Below are 16831 nucleotides of genomic sequence, written 5' to 3'. Positions count from 1 at the left end.
CGCTCCCCGCCGGGCGCGGGTACCCCGGCACGGGGGGCTTCACGGCGGGCGGGCCGTACGGCGGCCGGTCCGGGGCCGCATGCGCGTGCGGGCGCTCGCGTGCGCTTGCGGGCGTGCGGGCGCGGGCGTAACGTACAACCAAATGGTTGTAGATGGGATGGACGAGGCCGACCGGGCCGTGGACCGGCTGTTCCAGGCGCTGGCCGACGCGACGCGGCGCGACATGCTGCGCCGCTGTGTCCGCGGTGAGCTGTCCGTGTCACGGCTGGCCGCCGCGTACCCGATGAGCTTCGCCGCGGTGCAGAAGCACGTCACCGTGCTGGAGCGGGCGGGGCTGGTCACCAAGGAGCGGCGCGGACGGGAGCAGCTCGTACGCACCGACCCCGGTGCGGTGGCCCGCGCGCGGCAGGCGCTCGACGCGCTGGAGTCGGCCTGGCGGGCCCGGGTGGACCGGATGTCCGGCCTGCTCTCCGAGGACGACGACGGCCCGGACGCCTGCGGCGGGCCCGCACACGCACGCGAGAGGAAAGGACCGGACGGATGACTGTCACCCGTGTCGACAAGGACGTCGACACCCTCACGCTCACCCTCGTCGCGGACTTCACCGCACCGGTGGAGCGGGTCTGGCAGCTGTGGGCCGACCCGCGGCTGCTGGAGCGCTGGTGGGGCCCGCCCGGGTTCCCGGCGACCGTCGAGGAGCACGACCTCACGGCGGGCGGCGGCGTGAAGTACCACATGACCGGGCCGGAGGGCGAGAAGTACGGCGGCTGGTGGCGCGTCTCCTCGGTCACGCCGCCCACGTCGCTGGAGTTCACCGACGGCTTCGCCGACCAGGACGGGCGGCCGAACCCGGAGATGCCGGTCACCACGGTCCGGATGACGCTCACCGGGCGCGAGGGCGGGACGCGGATGGAGCTGCGGTCCGTGTTCGACACCCGGGAGCAGATGGAGCAGCTGGCCGAGATGGGCATGGTCGAGGGCATGAGCCAGGCCGTCGGCCAGATGGACGCGCTGCTGGAGAGCTGAACGGCGGGAGGGGGCGGGTCCGTCGGACCCGCCCCCTCTTCTTCGCTGCTTCAGGCCGTCATCGGCGCCAGGGTCCGGTCACGGCGAACGTCGTGCCCGGGTCGTAGACGTTGACGTACATCGTCCGGCCGTCCGGGGAGAACGTGACCCCGGCGAACTCGCCCCAGTCCGGGGCATCGTCCGTGCCCAGGTTCTGGCGGTTGCGGGCCATCGGGTAGACCTCGCCGTGCCGGGTGACGCCGAAGACGTGCTGGGCGCCCCAGCCGTCCTCGCACACCATCAGACCGCCGCTGGGCGCGAGGCAGATGTTGTCCGGGGACTCGCCCGGCATCTGGATGTCGGTGTCCGGGCCGAAGACGATCACCAGGGTGAGGCGGCGGTGGTCCGGGTCGTAGCGCCAGACCTGTCCGTAGTGGCTGGCGGCCGAGCCGTCGGAGGTGCGGGCGAAGGACGACACGAAGTAGACGGAACGGCCGCCCCAGTAGCAGCCCTCCAGCTTCTGCGCGTGGGTGATGCCCTTCGCGCCGAAGTCCTGGTGGCGGATGGGGGTCTCGACGGCCAGCGGGTCGGGGACGTCCACCCACTCGATGCCGTCGAAGCGGGCGCCGGTCTCCTGGATCGTGGACAGGTCGGGCACCCCGGGCACCCGCATCGCCTGGAGCCTGCCGCCCGCGCGCAGCGAGCCCGTGCCGCCGAGCGGCTTGTTCGGCAGGAAGCGGTAGAACAGGCCGAAGGGGCGCTCGAAGGCGTCCTCCGTCTCGTAGACCACGCCCCGGTGCGGGTCCACCGCGATCGCCTCGTGCGCGAAGCGGCCCATCGCGGTCAGCGGTACGGCCCCCGTGCGGCGGGGGTCGGCGCCGTCCACCTCGAAGATGAAGCCGTGGTCCTTGGTGTAGCCGTTGGTCCCGGCTCTGTCCTCGGTCTCCTCGCAGGTCAGCCAGGTCTTCCACGGGGTGGGCCCGCCCGCGCAGTTGACCGCCGTACCGGCGATCGCCACCCGCTCGGAGAGCACGCGGCCGCCGCGGTCGAGGGTGAGGGCGGTACAGCCGCCCTTGCCCTGCGGGTCGTACGTCAGCCCGTCGACCACCGGGACCGGGACTCTGCCGGTGGCGCGGTTCTCGTGGTTGCGGACCAGGTGGACGTGGCCCTGGCGGTCGGCGAAGGCGGCCATGCCGTCGTGGTTGGAGGGGACGGGTCCCTCGCCGGAGCGGAGCTGGTCGCCCTCCTTGGAGAGCACGGTGTAGCGGAAGCCCTTGGGCAGGTCGAGCAGTCCGTCGGGGTCGGGGACCAGGTCGCCGTAGCCGTGGTGGCCGAGGCTCTGTGCGGCGGAGGTGCCGGCGAACAGTTCGGAGAGGGCGCCGGTGAAGGCGATGCCGGCAGCGACGGCACCGGAACGGGCGAGCATCTGGCGTCGGGTTGTTGCCGTGGAGCCGTGGGGGGACCCGTTTTCTGACATGGGGAAACCTTCCTGCTGGCGGACAGGAACTGTGACCCCGCCGTGTCTATCACCTGCCGCCGGTCCCGTGAACCACGCGTGTTGCACGTGTCACGGTGCGGCCAGGGGCCCGTCGGCCCCTGGGCCGGGCTCCGGCGCGGAGTGCTGGGCTCGTTCGAGGAAGCGGAGGAGTTCGACGGGGAAGGGCAGGACGAGGGTGGAGTTCTTCTCGGCGGCGACGGCCACGATGGTCTGCAGCAGGCGCAGTTGCAGGGCGGAGGGGGTTTCCGACATCTCCCGGGCGGCCTCGGCGAGTTTCCTGGACGCCTGGAGTTCGGCGTCGGCGTTGATGACGCGCGCCCGGCGTTCGCGGTCGGCCTCGGCCTGGCGGGCCATGGACCGCTTCATCGTGTCGGGCAGGGAGACGTCCTTGATCTCCACGCGGTCGATCTGCACGCCCCAGCCGACGGCGGGGCTGTCGATCATCAGCTCCAGACCTTGGTTCAGCTTCTCGCGGTTGGACAGCAGATCGTCCAGGTCGCTCTTGCCGATGATCGACCGCAGAGAGGTCTGCGCCATCTGGGACACCGCGAACCGGTAGTCCTCGACGTTGATGACGGCCGCCGGCGCGTCGACGACCTTGAAGTAGACGACCGCGTCCACCCGTACGGTCACGTTGTCCCGGGTGATGCCCTCCTGGGCGGGGACCGGCATCGTGACGATCTGGAGATTCACCTTGCGCATCCGGTCCACGCCGGGGACGACGAGGGTGAAGCCGGGCGGCCGCACGGGGCCGTGCAGGCGGCCGAGGCGGAGGACGACGCCGCGCTCGTACTGCTTGACGACCCGGGCCGCCGCGAACAGGTAGGCGGCGGCTGCCGCTGCGGTGCCGGCGGCTGCGGTGAGCAGTTCCTCGACCATGGCGACCTCCCGGCCCAGAGGTCTCGTTGTGCTTGTTCCGTCCGCTGTTGCCACGATAGGCCCGGTGTCCGGTGCGGGGCCATGCCGGGGCGGGGACGGGAAGGGGCGCGGGGCCGCATGACGGCACGGCCCCGCGCCCCTGGGAGCCGCGTCCCTACTGAGTCGAGACCGGTGCCTCTCTGAGTTTCACCGGGGCCGTGCCCGGTGTGCTGTGGCGGTCCGACCAGTTCCTCAGTGCCGTGTGACAGGCGTGGTCCATGTGGTGCAGGCCGGTGAGGTCCAGCTCGACGGGACGGTTCGTGGGGAGGGACTCCAGGGTGTCGAGGATCTTCGGGAGGCGCAGGAAGGTCGCGTTGCCCGACAGGTACACCTGGACGGGGCCCGCGCCCTTGTCTATGACCTCCAGCTTCGCCTGCGAGGCCTCCCAGGCCGTCTTGGCGACCGACAGGGCCAGACCGATCAGCACGCCCTCGAACATGTTGACCACGACGATCGACACGGCGGTGACCACCAGGATCAGCGCCTCACCCCGGTGGCTCCGCCAGAGCGCGGCCACGGCCCGGAACGGGATCAGCTTCCAGCCGGCGTGGACCAGGATGCCGGCCAGCGCGGGCAGCGGGATCAGTGCCAGTGCGGACGGCAGAAGCGCGGCGAACAGCAGCAGCCACACGCCGTGCAGCACCCGGGACGCCCTGGTCCTGGCACCTGCCCGGACGTTGGCCGAGCTGCGCACGATGACCGCGGTCATCGGCAGCGCGCCGAGGACCCCGCAGACCGTGTTGCCCGCGCCCTGCGCCATCAGCTCCTTGTTGTACTGGGTGCGCGGACCGTCGTGCAGCCGGTCCACCGCGGCGGCGCTGAACAGGCTCTCGGCGGAGGCGATCAGGGTGAAGGCGACGATCGTGCCGAGAATCCCGGTCTCCAGCCCGCCGAAGACGTCCGCGCCGGGCGGCTGGACGGCGTCGAGCAGGCCCTGCACCTCGACCGTCGCTACGGGCACGCCGAACGCGAGGGTGACCGCCGTCGCCAGCAGGACCGCCGCCAGCGCGCCCGGTACGGCGCCGGCCGGGCCCGGCATCCGACGCCACAGCACCATCACGGCGACAGTGCCGGCGCCCACCGCGAGCGAGGCGAGCGCCTCGGTGCTGCCGAGCGCGTCCGCGGCGGCCCCCGGCAGCCCGAGGATCTTGTCGACGCCGGAGGCGGGCGCAGGCAGCCCGGCGGCCGCGTAGAGCTGGCCCGCGATGAGCACGAGACCGATGCCGGCCAGCATGCCCTCGACCACCGAGAGGGATATCGCGCGGAACCAGCGTCCGAGCCGCAGCGCGCCCATGGCCAGCTGGAGCAGCCCGGTGGCCAGCACGATCACGCCGAGCGCGGGCAGCCCGTAGGTGTCGACGGCTTCGAAGACCAGCACGGTCAGGCCGGCGGCCGGACCGGACACCTGCAGGCTGCTGCCCGGCAGCAGACCGGTGACCAGCCCGCCCACGATGCCGGTGACCAGGCCGAGCTCGGCCGGGACTCCGGAGGCGACGGCGACGCCCACGCACAGCGGGAGCGCGACGAGGAAGACGACGAGTGAGGCGGCGAAGTCCTGCCGCAGGTGGGGGAACCTGGACACGGCGGTGCTCACAGCGCCTCGAAGGCGTCGGTGCCGGCGCGGTGTTCGTGTACGGCTCCGGTGTGCACCTCGTAGTACCAGCCGCGCAGCCGCAGCCGGCCCGAGGCCAGCCGCTGTTCCACGCACGGGTACGAGCGCAGCCGCAGCAGCTGGGCCAGGACGTGGTGCTGGACCGCCTCGGCGCAGGCCGGGTCCGTCGCGTCGGCCGACGCCGGCTCGTCGGCGGCGTGCGCCAGCCAGTCGCGCACGGCGGGCACGGCGTCCAGGTCGTCGCCGCGCACCAGCGCGCCGATGGCCCCGCAGTGGGAGTGGCCGCAGACCACGATGTCCGTGACGCCGAGGACCTCCACCGCGTACTCGACGGTGGCCGCCTCGGCGGTGGGACGGTCGAGGGCGTACGGCGGGACGATGTTGCCCGCGGTGCGCAGCTCGAAGAGCTCGCCGGGCCGGGCGCCCGTGATCAGGGCCGGTACGACCCTGGAGTCGGAACAGGTGATGAACAGGACGTCGGGGGATTGACCCTCGGCGAGGCGGGCGAACTCCTCAGGGCGCTGTCCGAACGTGCGGGCGTTGTCGATGAGGGGCTGCATTCGGTGTTTCCTCCTGGCGCGCGTGGGGACGCGTCGGACGGGCATGACAAAAGGTCGGACTCCGTTGACCTCATGGCCCTTACCTCACGCAATGTGTACGCGAACGTGAAAGGTGAAGGAAATGAGAAAGAGCGACAATCAGGTAAAGCGACGGCAAGGAGCCGGGGTGGGGCCCGAGAGGGGCCGCACTCTCCGGACCTCGAAACACGCGTGCCTCACGAGACCGTACACACCTCTTCCGCATGCCAAGGATTGGTCAACGGCTGGTCAAGAAGCACAGTAACCCTGCAATGCCGTTTGCAGGGTTAACTCAATGTTTCGTGGTGAAGAGAGCCTGAAAAGAAAGGGTGGGTTGGCGCGAATGCGCCCCTGACCGGCGATAACTCGATCAGGTGTCCGACGCGCGGTTCAGCGGGCTTCGGTGAGCCGTGCCGCGTCCCTGGCCAGAGCCGTGAGACGGGAGATCGCCCGGAAGTACTTCTTGCGGTAGCCGCCGTTCAGCATCTCCTCGCTGAAGAGCTGGTCGAACGGCAGTCCCGACGCGAGCACCGGCACCTCGCGGTCGTACAGCCGGTCCGCGAGGACCACGAGCCGCAGCGCGGTCGACTGGTCCGGCACCGGCCGCACCCCGGTGAGGCACACCGCGCCGATGCCGTCGGTGAGGGCGCCGTAGCGGCTGGGGTGGACGCGCGCGAGATGGTCCAGCAGGTCGGGGAAGGCGTCCAGCGACGCGTCCGCGGTGGCGTGCGCGACCCGGGTGACCACGTCGTCGGAGTACGGGGCAGGCGCCTCGGGCAGCCCCCGGTGCCGGTAGTCCTCGCCGTCGATCCTGAGCGCGCGGAAGTGCGCCGACAGACCCTGGATCTCCCGCAGGAAGTCCGCCGCCGCGAACCGGCCCTCGCCGAGCTTGCCCGGCAGCGTGTTGGAGGTGGCGGCGAGCGCCACGCCCGCCTCGACCAGCTTGCCGAGCAGCGTGGACACCAGCACGGTGTCGCCCGGGTCGTCCAGCTCGAACTCGTCGATGCACAGCAGCCGGTGCCCGGACAGCGTCCGTACGGTCTGCTGGAAGCCGAGCGCGCCCACCAGGTTGGTCAGCTCGACGAACGTGCCGAACGCCTTGAGCTCGGGCTCGGCCGGGCTGGCGTGCCACAGCGAGGCCAGCAGATGCGTCTTGCCGACGCCGTAGCCGCCGTCCAGGTAGACCCCGCGCGGCCCGGACGGGGCGGCCTTCTTCGCCGCCTTGCCGAAGCCGAACAGCCGGCGCCGGCCCTGCTCCCCGGCGGACGTCCCGCCGAGACCCGCCGCGAAGCCCTCGAGGACGCGCACGGCCTCGGTCTGGCTCGGCTGGTCCGGGTCGGGGATGTACGTGGCGAAACGGACGGCGTCGAACCGCGGCGGCGGCACCATCTCGGCGACGAGCCGGTCCGCGGGGACGTGCGGCTCACGGCCGCACAGCGAGAGCGGAGCCACGTCGGCTATCTGACCGGGACGGGAGGCTGCGGAGGACGACACGGTCCCCCATCGTACGGGGCGTGGAAGACTGCCTGACATGCGACGCCTGTTCCCCGTGACCGATGTGACCGACGAGACGGGAGCCGCCGGCGGGGCGGCCGGCCGGGAGTGGAGCCTGGCCGAGCTGGCCGCCGCCTACGCCTATCCCGAGCCCGGCCCGGAGGGCCCCGCGCCCTGGCTGCGCGGCAACATGGTCTCCACCCTGGACGGCGCCGCCCAGCACGAGGGCCGCTCGCAGCCCATCTCCTGCCCCGCCGACATGCGGATCTTCGGCGTGCTGCGGGCTCTCGCGGACGCGGTCGTGGTCGGCGCGGAAACGGTACGGCAGGAGGGGTACCGCCCGGCCCGCGCCCGCGCCGAGTTCGCAGCCGCCCGGGAGGCCGCCGGACAGGGCCCCGCGCCCGCGATCGCGGTGGTCTCGGCGAGCCTGGACCTGGACTTCTCGCTGCCCCTGTTCACCTCCCCGCTGGTGCCCACCCTGGTCCTCACCGGCGCCGCCGCCGACCCGGAGCGAGTCGCCGCCGCAGGGAAGGCGGGCGCCCGTGTGGTCGTCGCCGGGGAGGGCGCCGGGGTGGACCCCGCACGGGCCGTACGGGCGCTGGCCGGACTCGGACACACCCGGCTGCTGACCGAGGGCGGACCCCGGCTGCTGGGCCAGCTCATCGCCGCCGGCGTACTGGACGAGCTCTGCCTCACCGTCGCGCCGATGGTCACGGCCGGTGACGCCCAGCGCATCGCCGGAGGACCCACAGTGACACTTCCGCGCCGATTCACGCTGTCGTCGATGTTGGAGGAGGACGGCTTCCTGTTCACGCGGTACCGACGGGCCTGACCGGTCCGGCCGGACGCCGTCGCCGGTCCGGCGATCGGCGGAACCGTCCGCCCGCCCGGCGCGAAGAAGGGCGAGACTGAAACCGGCCGTACTCGCGCCCGCACGGGGAAGGATGATCTCCGGGGGGCCTGGCTCGGCCCACGGAGCAGCGAGGGCCCGCGGGTCCTCCGAGGAGTAAGGGGCGCCTGGTGTTCACAAGCGTACTGATGATCGAGAAGGCCCTGACGTCCGCCGACGTGGAGTTCGTCACCACCCTGCACGGCGACGAGCCGGTCGCCTTCCACGTCCTGCTCCAGCCACGCGGCGAACAGGCCGACCGGCTGCTGAGAGCCATCGACGACGTCGCCCTGGGCGAGCTCGACGAGGCCGTGCGCGAGGGCGGCACCCCCGAGGGCGACGAGGCGCGCTCCATGGGCGAACGGGCGCTCGCCGTCTCCCTCCAGGCGCTGCGCGGGACCGGCGACACCGCCGAGGGCCGCCTCGTCGGGGACCACCCGCTCGACGCGCTCAGGAAACTCGTCGAGGAGGTCGGCGCGGACGAGGTGATCGTGCTGACCGACCCGCACTACGTGGAGGAGTTCTTCCACCGCGACTGGGCCTCCCGGGCCCGCCACAAGGTCGGGGTGCCGGTGCTGAAACTCTTCTCCCACAGCAAGGCATAGGCTGGGGCCGCGCTCTCCCGGCCCGGCCCGCGAGGGCGCGAAGACCGTCGTCCCGCTCGTCGCACCACTGGGAGAACACGCATGGCACCCGGCCTTCCTACCGCCATGGACCGACCGCACTTCATCGGCATCGGCGGCGCCGGGATGTCGGGCATCGCCAAGATCCTCGCCCAGCGCGGCGCGCGGGTGGCCGGCAGCGACGCCAAGGACTCGGCGACCGCCGAGGCCCTGCGCGCCCTCGGCGCCACCGTGCACATCGGGCACGCCGCCGCGCACCTCGCCGACGACGCCAGCTGCGTCGTGGTCTCCTCCGCGATCCGCGAGGACAACCCGGAGCTGCGGCGCGCCGCCGAGCTGGGCATCCCCGTGGTGCACCGCTCCGACGCCCTCGCCGCCCTGATGGACGGCGCGCGCCCGATCGCGGTCGCCGGCACCCACGGCAAGACCACCACCACCTCCATGCTGGCGGTCGCCCTCACCGAGCTGGGCCGCGAGCCGTCGTACGCCATCGGCGGCGACCTCGACGCCCCCGGCTCCAACGCGCTGCACGGCGCGGGCGAGATCTTCGTCGCCGAGGCCGACGAGTCCGACCGCAGCTTCCACACGTACGCCCCCGAGGTCGCGATCATCCTCAACGTGGAGCTGGACCACCACGCCAACTACGCGTCGATGGAGGAGATCCACGAGTCCTTCGAGACGTTCGTCGGCCGGATCGTCCCCGGCGGCACGCTGGTGATCTCCGCCGACCACGAGGGCGCCCGCGAGCTGACCCGCCGCCTGGACGGCTCGGTGCGGACCGTGACGTACGGCGAGTCCGCCGACGCCGACGTCCGGGTCCTGTCGGTCGTCCCGCAGGGGCTGAAAAGCGAGGTGACCGTCGAGCTGGACGGCGGCCCGCTCACCTTCACCGTGTCGGTGCCCGGCAAGCACTACGCCCACAACGCGGTCGCCGCGCTCGCCGCCGGCGTCGCGCTGGGCGTCCCCGCCGCCGAGCTGGCCCCCGCGCTGGCCGCGTACACCGGCGTCAAGCGCCGCCTCCAGCTCAAGGGCGAGGCGGCCGGCGTCCAGGTCATCGACTCCTACGCGCACCACCCCACCGAGATGACCGCGGACCTGGAGGCGATGCGCGCCGCCGCCGGGGACGCCCGCATCCTCGTCGTCTTCCAGCCCCACCTGTTCTCCCGCACCCGCGAGCTGGGCAAGGAGATGGGCCACGCCCTCGCCCTCGCCGACGCCTCGCTGGTCCTGGACATCTACCCGGCCCGTGAGGACCCGATCCCCGGTGTCACCAGCGAGCTGATCATCGAGGCGGCCCGCGCGGCCGGCGCGGACGTGACGGCCGTCCACGACGCGGCGGAGGTCCCCGGGGCGGTCGCGGGAATGGCCAAGCCGGGCGATCTGGTTCTCACCATGGGAGCGGGCGACGTCACCGACCTCGGCCCGCGCATCCTGGACCGTCTGTCGAACTAAGGGGCTGGAACCTCATGCCGTACGACGTGGAGAAGCCGGACGAGCAGTGGCGCGCGGAGCTGTCGCCGTCCGAGTACGCGGTTCTGCGCCAGGCGGCGACGGAACCGGCCTTCACCGGTGAGTACACCGACACCAAGACCGAGGGCGTCTACTCGTGCCGTGCCTGCGGCGCGGAGCTGTTCACCTCGGACACGAAGTTCGAGTCGCACTGCGGCTGGCCGTCCTTCTACGACCCGAAGGACACCGACTCCGTCGAGCTGGTCGAGGACCGCTCGCACGGCATGGTGCGCACCGAGGTGCGCTGCGCCCGCTGCGGCTCGCACCTCGGGCACGTCTTCGAGGGCGAGGGCTACCCGACGCCCACGGACCAGCGGTACTGCATCAACAGCATCTCGCTGACGCTGCGCCCCGCCGGTTCCTGATCCGCCGCCCGCTCCTCACCACCCGGTCAGCACCAGGTGGTTGAGGAGCAGGGCCAGGGCCGCCTGCCCGGCGAGCCAGCCGCGCGGACCGGGCAGGAGCGCGCAGGCGGGCAGCAGCCACAGCGCGAACGGCAGCCAGATCCGCTCCGTCTCCGCCTTGCTCATCCCGGACAGGTCCGCGACCAGCAGCGCCAGCAGCGCGGACCCCACCAGCAGCACCAGCCGGGGCACCGGGTCCCGCAGAAGCGCCGCCCGGCCGGACCTCACCGGCTCCGCGCCGCCCCGGCGCAGCCCCGCCACCGTCGCGGGGCCCACGACCAGCACCGTGCACGCCAGGTTCGCCCACACCCAGTAGCCGTACGGGCGTACCCCGCCCGCGCCCTGGTAGTAGCGGGTCACCAGCAGCCGGTACGCCTCCCACCAGTCGAACCCCAGGGCCGCGAACACCACCGGCACCACCAGGAACCCGGCCGCCGCGTACGGCAGCGGCCGCAGCCGCCGGACGCCCAGCAGCAGGACGGCCGCGGCGGTCACCGCGATCAGGGTGAGCCCGTACGACAGATACACCGTCAGCCCGAACAGCAGCCCCGCGCCGAATCCCGTCCAGGCCGGACGGCGGCCGGTGACGGCGAGGGCCAGCAGGGCCAGCGCCCAGGCGGCGACCGCCGCGAACCAGCCGTCGGCGGAGGTGCCCGTCCACACGGCCGCCGGGGCCGGCACGAGGAACGGTGCGGCCCGGCGGGCGAGGTCCTCGCCGGCCAGCCGCCGCACCGTGACCAGCACGGCGACCGCCGCCGTGGTGCCCGCGGTGACGACGAACGCCCCCGCCCACGCCCCGCCGCCCAGCCCGATCCGGTCCAGCAGCACGAAGGTGAGGGTGGCGCCCGGCGGATGCCCCGCCACATGCGCCGGCCAGTTGTCGGGGGCGCCGATGAGGATGTGCGCGTGGAAGTCCCGCAGGGTCGCCGGGATGTCCTGGAACCGGTCGATCACCTGGAGGTACTCGTGCCGGGTGGTCAGCCGCCCGGCGACGCCCCGCTGCCAGCCGTCCACCAGGGCCAGCGACCACGTCCAGGCGAGCGCCCCGCCCCACACCGCCAGCAGCAGCGGCCGCCACGGCAGCCGGGCCGCCACCCCCGGGCCGTACGCCACCACCGCCACGGCGACCGCGAGCGCGGCCGGGGTGCCGGGTCCGAGGTGCGGCATCCACTGGCCCACCAGGGGCGGCCAGCCCACCCGCAGGGTGCCGTAGCGGTTCTGCAGGTGCGTGCCGATCAGGGCCGCGGCCAGGACCAGCAGCGCGGCGGCGGCCACGGCGCAGGCGTCGGCCTTCGCGCCGCCGGGGCGGACGGCGGGGGCACGGAGGTCCGTGCGGTCAGAAGTGCGCTTCACGTCGTCACACGCTAGGCCGCCCGGCCTGCGGCAAGCGGCTGACGAGCGGCGACGTCAGCGTTTCGTCACCGCTCGGGGCCCCCTTTCCGGGCCGCCTCCGACCTACCGTCGGCACATGGCACGGTCTTCCCTCCCCGGCCGCCTCCCGCGCGGCCCCTTCTCGCCGGACTTCTGGCGCAGCCCGCTGCGCGGCACGTGGTTCACCTCGGTGCTCGGCGTGGTGCTGCTGTTCGGCATCACCGTCCTGTTCGTGACGGGCCTGGTGTCGTACGCGGCGTACAACCCGGATCTGTCGCCGGTGAACGACCGCACCCCCGGCAAGGGGATCCTCGGCTTCTACCTCTTCTCCTGGCCCACCGACCCGCCCTGGCTCTACCGGCTCACCCAGGGCGTCCACGTCACGCTCGGACTGGGGCTCGTACCGGTGCTGCTGGCCAAGCTGTGGTCGGTCCTGCCGAAGCTGTTCACCCTGCCGCCGGCCCGCTCGGTCACCCACGCCCTGGAGCGGATCTCGCTGCTCCTGCTGGTCGGCGGCGCGCTGTTCGAGTTCGTCACCGGCATCCTCAACATCCAGCTGGACTACGTCTTCCCCGGCTCGTTCTACCCGCTGCACTTCTACGGCGCGTGGGTCTTCTTCGGCGCGTTCCTCGCGCACGTGGTGCTGAAGGCGCCGGCCGCCTTCCGGAACCTGCGGCGCATGCGGCGCGGGGAGGACGAGGAGCCGGACGAGGACCTGACCGCGGCGCGGCCCGACCCGCCGACCGTGACCCGGCGCGGGGCGCTCGGCCTGGTCGGCGGGGGCTCGCTGCTGCTCCTCGCCACCTCCGCCGGGCGCAGCTTCGACGGCCCGCTGCGCCGGACGGCCGTCCTCACCCCGCACGGCGGGACCGAACCGGGCAGCGGGCCGGGCGCGTTCCAGGTCAACAAGACGGCCGAGTACGCCGGCATCCGCCCCGACGACACGACCGAGGAGGCCTGGCGGCTGACCGTCACCGGCCGCACCGGCACCGTACGGCTGAGCAGGGCGGAGCTGCTCGCGATGGAGCAGCACGACGCCGACCTGCCCATCGCCTGCGTCGAGGGCTGGTCCACCTCCGACCAGGCATGGCGCGGCGTACGGCTGCGGGACCTCGCCGCCCTCGTGGGACACGACGACCCGGCCGCCGTGTACGTGGAGTCCCTGCAGGCGCACGGCACCTGGCGGGACGCCGCGCTGAGCGCCGGTCAGGTCGCCGACGAGCGTTCCCTGCTGGCCCTGTCCGTCAACGGCGCGGACCTGACCCCGGACCACGGACACCCGGCCCGCGTCATCGTCCCGGCCGCGCCCGGCGTGCTGAACACCAAGTGGGTCACGCGGCTGACCTTCGGCGACCTGTGAGGAGACGTCCCGTGTCCGATCGTCGATCCCGGCTGGGCAGCCCCTTCCACCTGCTGGTGCTGCTGTGCTCGTTCGCCCTGTGCGCGTACGCGGGGGTGCGGCTGCTCGACGGAGACTGGCTGATGATCACCGTGTGGTTCGTGGGCGCGGCGCTGATCCACGACCTCGTGCTGCTGCCGCTGTACGCGGCGGCCGACCGCGCCCTGATCACGGTCACCGTCGGCCGCACGGCCTGGGTGAACCACATCCGCGTCCCGGCCGCCCTGTCCGGGCTGCTGCTCCTCGTGTGGTTCCCGCTGATCACCGGCCGGGTGTCGGAGCGGTACGCGTCCGTCGCCGCCCTCTCCGCCGACGGCTTCGCGGCCCGCTGGCTCCTGATCACGGCGGCCCTGTTCGCGGGCTCGGCCGTGCTGTTCGCCGTGCGGGTGGGGAGACGGCGGCCGGGGGCGGGGGAGTGACACCGGGACTCCGTCGCCCTCCGAGCCGCCCCTGACGGTCCTGCCGGTCAGGGGGCCTGGCGAGGGGGCCGGAGGGCCACGAAGGTGCGGGTGTCCTCGGACCAGCGGTCCGTCGCGCGCCAGCCGGACGAGCGGGCGTGGCGCAGCAGGGCCCGGGTGCCCAGGCGCGCCCAGGGGAAGGGGGCGCCCGGGGTGCCGTGGGGGGCGGTGAGCTGGACCGTGAGACGTTCGTCGACGTCCGGGTACGGCGCCGTCTCGACGAGGAGCAGTCCGTCCGCGGTGAGCAGCCGCGCCAGCCGGGCCAGCAGGGCGTGCGGGTCGCCGCCGATGCCGATGTTGCCGTCCAGCAGCAGCGCCGTGTCCCAACGGCCCGTGCCGGGCAGCGGGTCGAACACCGAGGCCCGCAGCGCCCGCCCGCCGCGCCGCACGGTGTGCGCCACCGCGGCCTCGCTGACGTCGACGCCCAGCGCGCGCCCGCCCAGCGCGGCCACCAGCCGGCCGGGTCCGCAGCCCACGTCCAGCACCGTGCCCTCGCAGCGTCCCAGCACCTCGAGGTCGGCCGGGTCCGGCTCCGCGCACCAGCGTTCCACGTTCAGCGGCAGCAGCCATCCGTCGGTGCGGCGCAGGAACAGCGGTCCCCGGCCGGCGCGCAGGGCGTCGGCGTAGGGGTCGGCCGACCAGGCGGGGTCGGTGGCGGGCAGCGGACGGCCGGGCGGGCGCTGTGGCCCGAGGCGGGGCGTGGCCGTCGCCCGTGCCGCCCTCACCGGCGGGCCGCCGTCAGCCGGGCCAGCCGCGCGGCGAACCGTCCGCCGGGCGCCGCGCCGGCGACGGCCGCCGCGTCCCGGGCCGTGTCCACGTCCCGCAGCAACGGCAGCTCCCGTACCCGCAGCCCGTCCAGACGCCGGCGTTGCACGGCCCCCGTGTGCGGTGTCGACATGGGCACCCCGCGCAGCAGGCCGGGGTCGGGGTCGGCCAGGCCCAGCGCCCAGAAGCCGCCGTCCGCGGCCGGCCCGAACCAGGCGTCGCAGTCCGCGAAATCCACCGTGAGCAGCTCCGGCGTCACCTGCGGGGTGTCCATGCCGATGAGCAGGGCGGGACCGTCGCACCCCGCGAACGCGCCGGCCAGCCGCTCGTCGAGGCCGCCCGCGCACTGCGGTACGACCTCCACGCCGGCCGGCAGCCACGGCCCCGGCGACCCGTCCAGCACCAGCACCCGGCGTCTCGCGGGCGTGCGCGCCACCGCGTCGAGGGTGTCGGCGAGCGCGGCCTCGGCGAGCGCCGCCGCCTCCTCCGGCGTGAACGGCGGGGTCAGCCTGGTCTTCACCCGGCCCGGCCGCGGCTCCTTCGCGATGACCAGCAGCGTCACCTCCGGCGCCGTCACGGCGTCACCCCCTCGCGCCCGGGCTGCTCCTGCAGCACCCGGCTCATGTCGCGCACGGCGTGCCAGGTGCCGCGCCAGGTGCCGGTCACCTTGGAGGCGCCGGTGCGCGGGGCGTACGGCACATCGTGCTCGGTGATCCGCCAGCCGGCGTCGGCGGCGCGCACCACCATCTCCAGCGGGTAGCCGCTGCGTCGGTCGGCGATGCCGAGGGCGAGCAGGTCGGCGCGCCTGGCCGCCCGCAGCGGGCCGAGGTCGCGCAGCCGCAGTCCGGTGCGGCGGCGCAGCAGCAGGGCGAGGGCCGTGTTGCCGGCCCGGGCGTGCGGCGGCCAGGCGCCCCGCCCGCGCGGGCGGCGCCGGCCCAGCACCAGGTCGGCGGCGCCCGCGCGGATCTCGTCGACGAACGGCACCGCGTCCGCCGGGTCCAGCGAGGCGTCGCAGTCGCAGAAGCAGACGAACTCGGCTGTGGCGGCGGTCAGTCCGGCGTGGCACGCGGCGCCGAAGCCGCGCCGCGTCTCGCGCACGACCGTCGCGCCGAGCTCGCGGGCGACGCCGCCGGAGCCGTCCGTGGAGCCGTTGTCCACGACGATCGCCCGCCATCCGGGCGGGATCCGGCGCAGCACCCACGGCAGCGCGGCGGCCTCGTCGAGACAGGGCAGGACGACGTCCACGGACAGGGCCGGGCCGCCCGGCGGTGGTTCCGGGGAGGAGGGGGAGGTGGTCACGGCACTCACCCTACGAACGAGAAACGGACATACCGGGCACCGGCTCCTTACGAAACAGGGACGCCCGTGCCCGCCCCGGACGGTTCGCGCGCGCGGGGTGCGAGGCTGGACCGCATGGAGCAGCCACCCACCGCAGGCGAGGCCGGAGCCCGGGTCCTCGTCGTGGACGACGACCCCACCGTCGCCGAGATCGTCACGGGCTACCTCGACCGCGCCGGGTACGTCGTCGACCGGGCCGGCGACGGCCCCGACGCCCTCGCCCGCGCCGCCGCCCACCGGCCCGACCTGGTCGTCCTCGACCTCATGCTGCCCGGCATGGACGGCCTCGAGGTGTGCCGCAGGATGCGCGGGCAGGGGCCCGTGCCGGTCATCATGCTCACCGCGCGCGGCGACGAGGACGACCGCATCCTCGGTCTGGAGGTCGGCGCCGACGACTACGTCACCAAGCCGTTCAGCCCGCGCGAACTGGTGCTGCGGGTGGGGTCCGTGCTGCGCCGCGCCCGGCCGCCGGCGGACGCGCCCGCCGGCGGTTCCGGGTCCGTGCCCGGTGCCGGCTCCGGTGTGCTGCGGGCGGCCGGGCTCACCGTCGATCCGGGCGCCCGGCGGGCCGTCAAGAACGGCGCTGAACTGGCTCTTACGGTCAGGGAGTTCGACCTGCTCACGTTCTTCCTGGCGCACCCCGGGCGGGCGTTCACCAGGGAGGAGCTGATGCGGGAGGTGTGGGGCTGGGACTTCGGCGACCTGTCCACCGTGACCGTCCATGTGCGGCGGCTGCGCGGCAAGGTCGAGGACGACCCGGCGCGGCCCCGGCTCGTGCGGACCGTGTGGGGTGTCGGCTACCGCTTCGACCCCACGACGGCCGAGGGGGAGTGACCCGGTGCGCGACGCCCTGCTCATCGCCCTGTTCGCGTTCCTCGGCGCCACCACGGCCGGTGTCCTCGGCGCGGGCGTCCTGCTGCTGATCCGGCGGTGGTCGCTGACCGCGCACCTCGCGGTCGTCGCCGCCGTC

18 protein-coding genes are annotated in these 16831 nt (G+C 73.8%); 9 read left to right on the top strand and 9 right to left on the bottom strand.

Going from position 1 to position 16831, the window contains the following annotated elements; all coding sequences use genetic code 11:
* Positions 1-142: 142 nt before the first annotated feature.
* Both CCN29_RS08070 and CCN29_RS08065 read left to right on the top strand, forming a co-directional pair.
* Positions 143-544, top strand: a complete 402-nt coding sequence (locus CCN29_RS08070) for an ArsR/SmtB family transcription factor (RefSeq protein ID WP_037817165.1) — start codon at positions 143-145, stop codon at positions 542-544.
* Positions 541-1026 (top strand): SRPBCC family protein, encoded by a 486-nt coding sequence (locus tag CCN29_RS08065; protein WP_006130515.1) that lies wholly within the window; start codon positions 541-543, stop codon positions 1024-1026. Before CCN29_RS08070 ends, CCN29_RS08065 begins: the two co-directional genes overlap by 4 nt.
* Before the next feature lie 58 nt (positions 1027-1084).
* Here CCN29_RS08065 and CCN29_RS08060 read toward each other — a convergent pair whose 3' ends face one another.
* The 5 genes from CCN29_RS08060 to zapE all read right to left on the bottom strand — a co-directional run bounded on the left by CCN29_RS08060 (position 1085) and on the right by zapE (position 7144).
* The gene (locus CCN29_RS08060; RefSeq protein ID WP_006130516.1) at positions 1085-2431 is read right to left on the bottom strand and encodes an alkaline phosphatase PhoX; all 1347 of its coding nucleotides are present in this window, start codon (positions 2429-2431) and stop codon (positions 1085-1087) included.
* A gap of 141 nt (positions 2432-2572) precedes the next feature.
* Positions 2573-3382 carry a slipin family protein gene (locus tag CCN29_RS08055; protein ID WP_006130517.1) on the bottom strand — a complete coding sequence of 270 codons (810 nt, stop codon included), beginning with the start codon at positions 3380-3382 and terminating at the stop codon, positions 2573-2575.
* A 154-nt stretch (positions 3383-3536) separates the two neighbouring features.
* Positions 3537-5003, bottom strand: coding sequence for a SulP family inorganic anion transporter (locus CCN29_RS08050; RefSeq protein WP_228730881.1), 1467 nt, complete (start codon positions 5001-5003; stop codon positions 3537-3539).
* Between the two features lie 8 nt (positions 5004-5011).
* On the bottom strand, positions 5012-5593 hold the full coding sequence (locus CCN29_RS08045; RefSeq protein ID WP_006130519.1) for a carbonic anhydrase: 582 nt from the start codon (positions 5591-5593) through the stop codon (positions 5012-5014).
* A gap of 408 nt (positions 5594-6001) precedes the next feature.
* Positions 6002-7144 carry a cell division protein ZapE gene (gene zapE, locus CCN29_RS08040; RefSeq protein ID WP_086680758.1) on the bottom strand — a complete coding sequence of 381 codons (1143 nt, stop codon included), beginning with the start codon at positions 7142-7144 and terminating at the stop codon, positions 6002-6004.
* Between zapE and CCN29_RS08035 the strand changes: the two genes are divergently transcribed.
* The 4 genes from CCN29_RS08035 (at position 7143) to msrB (ending at position 10491) form a co-directional block, all read left to right on the top strand.
* The gene (locus CCN29_RS08035; RefSeq protein WP_006130521.1) at positions 7143-7937 is read left to right on the top strand and encodes a pyrimidine reductase family protein; all 795 of its coding nucleotides are present in this window, start codon (positions 7143-7145) and stop codon (positions 7935-7937) included. The genes zapE and CCN29_RS08035 overlap by 2 nt on opposite strands.
* Positions 7938-8125: 188 nt before the next feature.
* The gene (locus tag CCN29_RS08030) at positions 8126-8599 is read left to right on the top strand and encodes an indole-3-glycerol phosphate synthase (protein ID WP_189479456.1); all 474 of its coding nucleotides are present in this window, start codon (positions 8126-8128) and stop codon (positions 8597-8599) included.
* Between the two features lie 81 nt (positions 8600-8680).
* Positions 8681-10069: a UDP-N-acetylmuramate--L-alanine ligase gene (murC, locus tag CCN29_RS08025; protein WP_086680754.1), complete on the top strand. Its 1389-nt coding sequence runs from the start codon at positions 8681-8683 to the stop codon at positions 10067-10069.
* A 14-nt stretch (positions 10070-10083) separates the two neighbouring features.
* Positions 10084-10491 carry a peptide-methionine (R)-S-oxide reductase MsrB gene (gene msrB / locus CCN29_RS08020; protein ID WP_006130524.1) on the top strand — a complete coding sequence of 136 codons (408 nt, stop codon included), beginning with the start codon at positions 10084-10086 and terminating at the stop codon, positions 10489-10491.
* A 15-nt stretch (positions 10492-10506) separates the two neighbouring features.
* Here the strand turns inward: msrB and CCN29_RS08015 are convergent, their stop codons facing one another.
* Complete coding sequence (locus CCN29_RS08015) at positions 10507-11883, bottom strand: hypothetical protein (RefSeq protein WP_086680752.1); 1377 nt, start codon at positions 11881-11883, stop codon at positions 10507-10509.
* 115 nt (positions 11884-11998) lie between these two features.
* Here CCN29_RS08015 and CCN29_RS08010 point away from each other — a divergent pair, with 115 nt between their 5' ends.
* Positions 11999-13261, top strand: coding sequence for a molybdopterin-dependent oxidoreductase (locus CCN29_RS08010; protein ID WP_031020347.1), 1263 nt, complete (start codon positions 11999-12001; stop codon positions 13259-13261).
* 11 nt (positions 13262-13272) lie between these two features.
* Positions 13273-13719: a hypothetical protein gene (locus tag CCN29_RS08005; RefSeq protein ID WP_086680750.1), complete on the top strand. Its 447-nt coding sequence runs from the start codon at positions 13273-13275 to the stop codon at positions 13717-13719.
* A gap of 47 nt (positions 13720-13766) precedes the next feature.
* On the opposite strand, the gene CCN29_RS08000 is transcribed toward CCN29_RS08005, so the two are convergent.
* Genes CCN29_RS08000 through CCN29_RS07990 form a run of 3 tightly spaced genes read right to left on the bottom strand, consistent with a single transcriptional unit; the run spans position 13767 to position 15831 of the window.
* Positions 13767-14483, bottom strand: a complete 717-nt coding sequence (locus CCN29_RS08000; protein ID WP_086680748.1) for a methyltransferase domain-containing protein — start codon at positions 14481-14483, stop codon at positions 13767-13769.
* Positions 14480-15100, bottom strand: coding sequence for a TIGR04282 family arsenosugar biosynthesis glycosyltransferase (locus tag CCN29_RS07995; protein WP_006130529.1), 621 nt, complete (start codon positions 15098-15100; stop codon positions 14480-14482). The genes CCN29_RS08000 and CCN29_RS07995 overlap by 4 nt, the downstream gene beginning before the upstream one ends.
* Positions 15097-15831 (bottom strand): glycosyltransferase family 2 protein, encoded by a 735-nt coding sequence (locus CCN29_RS07990; RefSeq protein ID WP_031020351.1) that lies wholly within the window; start codon positions 15829-15831, stop codon positions 15097-15099. The genes CCN29_RS07995 and CCN29_RS07990 overlap by 4 nt, the downstream gene beginning before the upstream one ends.
* Positions 15832-15936: 105 nt before the next feature.
* Between CCN29_RS07990 and CCN29_RS07985 the strand changes: the two genes are divergently transcribed.
* A complete protein-coding gene (locus CCN29_RS07985; RefSeq protein ID WP_031020353.1) occupies positions 15937-16695 on the top strand; it encodes a response regulator transcription factor in 759 nt (252 codons plus the stop codon).
* Positions 16696-16831 lie beyond the last annotated feature (136 nt).

It is taken from the genome of Streptomyces pseudogriseolus (genome assembly GCA_002154585.1).
In the GTDB taxonomy this organism is placed as follows: Bacteria; Actinomycetota; Actinomycetes; order Streptomycetales; family Streptomycetaceae; genus Streptomyces; species Streptomyces pseudogriseolus.
Note: the sequence above shows the minus strand (reverse complement) of the source record. Positions and strands in the feature narration are given on the sequence as shown.